4 protein-coding genes are annotated in these 4,767 nt (G+C 38.1%); 3 read left to right on the top strand and 1 reads right to left on the bottom strand.

Annotated elements, in window-relative coordinates; genetic code table 11:
• Window positions 1–240: 240 nt before the first annotated feature.
• Window positions 241–456, bottom strand: a complete 216-nt coding sequence (locus KCG35_RS23675; protein WP_255562031.1) for a WGR domain-containing protein — start codon at window positions 454–456, stop codon at window positions 241–243.
• Between the two features lie 351 nt (window positions 457–807).
• Between KCG35_RS23675 and parA the strand changes: the two genes are divergently transcribed.
• The 3 genes from parA to KCG35_RS23660 all read left to right on the top strand — a co-directional run bounded on the left by parA (window position 808) and on the right by KCG35_RS23660 (window position 4,538).
• The gene (gene parA, locus KCG35_RS23670; RefSeq protein ID WP_215822325.1) at window positions 808–1,476 is read left to right on the top strand and encodes a ParA family partition ATPase; all 669 of its coding nucleotides are present in this window, start codon (window positions 808–810) and stop codon (window positions 1,474–1,476) included.
• Between the two features lie 5 nt (window positions 1,477–1,481).
• Entirely contained in the window at window positions 1,482–2,384 is a 903-nt protein-coding gene (locus KCG35_RS23665) for a ParB/RepB/Spo0J family partition protein (protein ID WP_215822324.1), read from the top strand.
• Window positions 2,385–3,452: 1,068 nt separating this feature from the next.
• A complete protein-coding gene (locus KCG35_RS23660) occupies window positions 3,453–4,538 on the top strand; it encodes a replication initiation protein (protein ID WP_215822323.1) in 1,086 nt (361 codons plus the stop codon).
• Window positions 4,539–4,767 lie beyond the last annotated feature (229 nt).

Below are 4,767 nucleotides of genomic sequence, written 5' to 3'. Positions count from 1 at the left end.
TAACGGTTCAGACTGGGATTTGTTCGGCAACCGTCTTGCAAAGTTTGCGAATGACGAGGAAGCAACTAACGCAGGATTACCCAAAGGCAGCACTTATATAAATGCCACCACAGGCGCATTACACATTAAACTTGTCTAACCAGTGGCACTCAAAAAGTGCCACTCAAAAACGCTACTCAACTGCCACCCAAACGCCACTAAGCCAGTAACCACGGTGTATATTAGCGGGTGGCGTTTTCTTTAAACCTCGAAATAACCCCGACTCTTTTTGCTGGCCTCTAACTTGTCGTATAGCTCCCTTGCTTCTTCTTCAGATTCGAAGCTATCGACTTTTAACTGTCCATTTTTACCAATGCGACCAAAGTAACGCATCAATGACCAATGACCGAACAAATCCGGCTGTATGTGCAAACTGTAGTACTTGTTTTCGTTCGTTTCAGTGTTGATCTTATGCATTAGAATCATTCGAACAGCTCCAAGTCGTCCCTTCCTTACTGTATTTGATTCTAGCTTGAACAGATGAACTTGCGATCACAAAAGCACAAAAAATATACAACTAAGTGGGTGCCACCCCTACCCTACTCTGGGTGACACTCGCTTTTAAGTGCTACTAAAACGCCACTCAAATTGTATCTATAAGCTGTATAAGAGAGTTGCGGTATTCAGTTTTGCATGCAAAACTGTTACTAGAATCACTACAAGACAGTTTCAGTTTTGCATGCAAAACTGATAAAAATTACACTACAACTCTTGGCAGTTTTGCATGCAAAACTGGACCCACTCGCTAGGTATATTTTTGGGGGCTAAATGGCTAAAGTTATATCGTTCTTAAATCAAAAAGGCGGATCAACAAAGACCACAAATGCTATAACTTTAAGCTATGGTTTGCGCAAACGCGGCAAAAAAGTTTTGCTCATCGATACCGATCAGCAAGCAACTGCTTCAAAAGCTTATGCTCGTGCATTGGAATCAGGTTTCTCTGTTGATGATTTACCAACTGTAATTTCAGTTCCTCGTGCCACCGTTTCAGATGAAATCAAGAGTTACAAGGATAGTTTTGAGTATATCGTTATTGACTCGCCCGGCTCACTAGAAAACCTAAACATCCCTGTAGGAATCATCAAAGCATCAAATCTTGCAATAGTACCTGTACAGCCTAGCCCCTATGATATTGAAGACTCAGCAGCTGTTGTAGAAATGATCCAAAGCCGCAGAGAAATAACGGACGGCTTACCGAAAGCAGCAATTCTCATTAGCCGTACAAAAGGCAACACTATATTAGGCCGTGAGATTCAGGAGGCATTAGAGCAGTTTGGTTTACCCATTATGGACACTCGCATTCCTGATTCAGAAATTTTCAAACAAACTGCAATCGCTGGCGGCTCGGTCTTTGACGCAAATGTGAAGAAAAATCAGAAAGCAGTTGATTCGGCAAACCAATTAGTTGATGAAATTTTAAATATTCTGGCAGAGTAAAAATAATGCTGAAAGGTTTTAAAGTTCAAAAGGGTGCAACTAAAGCGCAGCTCGAAGCGGTCAGAGATGAAGTTGTTACAATAGCTAAAAGTGAAGGGCGTTACCTTGAGTTAAGTCCTGACCAATTAGAGCCTGATCCTAATCAGCCCCGTAAAACATTTGATGAGCAGGGGTTACAGGATCTTCAACGCAGCATTGAGGCTAGAGGACAGTTACAGCCCATTTTGATTGGAGAGCAGGGCGATAATGGCAAGTATCCTATTATTTCTGGTGAACGACGTTGGAGAGCAATAAGTAACTCATCAATAATGAAAACAGTTTCAGCAATAGTTCGCTCTGGTGCTTCTGACGAGCTTTTACTGTTGCTGATGCAAATTGATGAAAACAACCAACGAGAGCAAGTACCAGCAATAGAGAACGCTGAAGCAATGCAACGTGTTGTAGACATTTGTAAAGCTAATGGTAACGATCAAGCTTATGCTGCTTCAATTTTAGGTGTAAGTAAGGGGCATCTAAGTAAATATTTAGCTCTGCTTAAAGCACCAGATAGTATAAAACAGTTATCGTTGAATAATGAAACTCAAGACGTAGTAACACTATATGACCTAACTAGGGCTTATCAAAAAGACCAAACAGCTGTAGACAGCCTTGTGAATCAATGGAAATCTGGAGAACTAATAGGAACCCTAAGAAAGGCTAGCCGAGAGCTTGCAGAAAGTTCAAAGAAAGGGCCACAAAAGAAAAAGGCAACAGTTAAAGCTATTCCAATAGTAAAACAAACTGAACTAGTTGAGTTTGGTGGAGATATTCAACTAAAAGTAACTTTAGATAAAAAAGTTTTAAGCTTTAGCCTTACTGATGATGCGTTAACTGCTTTAAAAAAAGGGTTAAAATTACAAAAATCGTAGCTATTTTTGCATGCAAAACTAAAAATTAAAGGCGGTCTTTTTGACCGCTTCCAACCTTAAAAAATGTTAAATCTTCTTATTCTAAACAAACGAAGCAATTCATTTGTTTGTCTTGTTTAATACTTGTTTTATTATCTTGTTTAATACTTGTTTATCTTGTTTGTTAATAAAAAAATATTTACTTATGCTTTATTATTATTGCCTTTCAAGGTTAGTGGTCACTCTTTAAACCTAGAAATATCCGTTTATTCACTAGGTATTTCCGTAAACCCCCTAGCTATTCCCGTTAAATCCCCTAGAAATCTCCGTGATACCCCTAGCTATTTCCGGTTATCCCCTAGAAATCTCCGAAACACCTAGTTATTTCCGTGTATTGAAATTTCTAAACCCCTAGGAATCTCCGATACTATACATACCTAGATATATCCGGGAGTGGATAACAAAATATCACCCCTAGAAATTCCCGTTACTTCGTCGTCTCTTAATACCCCTAGTAAATTCCGTATAACTGAATTTCACTAATTCCCCTAGTGATCTCCGTGACATACAGAGAGATGAAGTACCTAGAAATTTCCGCAACTTCTGCCTCAAGTAAACCCCTAGCTATCTCCGTAATCTCTACATGGGGTCTACTACCTAGGAATTACCGTGGAATTTACATGACAAAGTTGTGTAGGGTGTCTTACATTAATTCCCCTAGAGATCTCCGTAATATGTACCCAAGCTACCGCCCTAGAAATTCCGAGAGAGTTGCTTAACTACCTAGGAATTACCGTAAACGCTCTTATGCCATTGGTGTTATTAATATTGCAGTTGATATTGAGTACTTTGATAGCTTCTTCATATCCCTAGCTATTTCTGTGGTGATTTTTGATAAAAGAGCTAGATCCGGAAAAAGCTAGGTAGTTACAGAAAGGGCCATAATCCCTTATTCAATATTGGCTAAGGCCTGTTTCTTAAACCCCCTAGGATATTTATGTAGGTTATACTTCACTAGTTGAATGTATAGATGAATAAGACTATTATTACCTAGTGATATTTTAAAGGTTGATTTTTACTAGGGGTTTTATGTCTAAGTGGGCAAATAGTCACCTCATAAAAGAAGACCATAACCCGTTATGGGTGGTTAAACGTAATGAGCTGATTAGAGCGAAATTTGATCAAAAGCTTGGAGTTGAAGCATTCCAAATATTTAGTTTCTTATTAGCCCATATAAACCCATACAAACCACTACCTGATAATCAAATCTCATTTACTCGTGCTGAGCTATGCAAAGCTTTAAAAGGAGTAATTGACGATAGTAGTTTTTATAAAAACACAAAGAAAATACTTGTTGAGCTTCGTAAAACGGGGTTAACACTCGAAAAACTCTCAAAAAGTAGGGAGCCTACAGGGGAGTTTATATCCATTAATATCTTTGAAGTTGCAGCTCTTGCAAGCGATAGAGTTTATTTTAAGTTTACGAACTCAATAGCTCCTTATATATCATCTATTGATGCACTGTTTACCAAGACTGAAGACAAGCAAATTCAAAAGATTAGAAGCTTCTATGGTTGGCGAGTGTATGAGCTGTGTAAGCTATATATTCGACCAGGGAAGGAATACTTTAGCTTCAATATTGACTTAGATGAGCTTAAGGAATATTTGGCTATTGCTGGTAAGTATAATGGTCGGTTTGATAACTTTAAAAAATTTGTTCTAGAAAGCTCTAAGCAAGAGATAAATAAAACAGACACTTTAAAGATAGAGTATGAGCCTATTAAAGCAGGGCGAAAAATTGCATCAATAAACTTCCATGTTTGGATCAAAAAGTCATTAAAACAAATTACTGAAGATAATAATCTACTAGAACTTATAGAAAAAATTAAAGATGCCTTAAATTGGCGTGAGCAATTAGAGCTAATGTTATCGCCACATGACTTTAAGCAAGTAATTGAGCTTTATGATAAAAGTGAAGTATTGCCTGGTCAGATTGAAGCAAATATCTCATATATTCTAGATAGAATTGAAGACCCTGGTTGCCCTAGGATAGCCAACCTTAGTAAATACACCAAGAAAGCTATAGTTGAAAACTACGTAAACCATAAGAAAAATACAGTTGATGAATTATTAGATGTGTCCTGGGCAAATAAGATTAAGTTTGAATTAAACTGATTATTTTTTCATGCTTGTTAGAATGATCGTTCCAGGTTTTCCTGAATGAGTATTTTTTTGTGAGTAGTAAATATTTCGGTTACGGCCTGATCTCATCAAATCAAGCGTTAGAGTTTGCGACTAAGGTATGTGAAGTTTTAGGAAATGGCAGCGGCTATGCTGTTGACTTGCTGCTAGAGACAGCAGCGCAGGAAACCAAACTCGGCAACTACCCCGATAGGACGCCTAC

The organism is Zooshikella harenae, assembly GCF_018837975.1.
In the GTDB taxonomy this organism is placed as follows: domain Bacteria; phylum Pseudomonadota; class Gammaproteobacteria; order Pseudomonadales; family Zooshikellaceae; genus Zooshikella; species Zooshikella harenae.
This window is presented reverse-complemented; position numbering and strand designations above follow the sequence as displayed.

Coding starts and splice junctions, on each gene's coding strand:
- KCG35_RS23675 (WP_255562031.1), bottom strand. CDS start 456: ATGCATAAGATCAACACTGAAACGAACGAAAACAAGTACTACAGTTTG.
- parA (WP_215822325.1), top strand. CDS start 808: ATGGCTAAAGTTATATCGTTCTTAAATCAAAAAGGCGGATCAACAAAG.
- KCG35_RS23665 (WP_215822324.1), top strand. CDS start 1,482: ATGCTGAAAGGTTTTAAAGTTCAAAAGGGTGCAACTAAAGCGCAGCTC.
- KCG35_RS23660 (WP_215822323.1), top strand. CDS start 3,453: ATGTCTAAGTGGGCAAATAGTCACCTCATAAAAGAAGACCATAACCCG.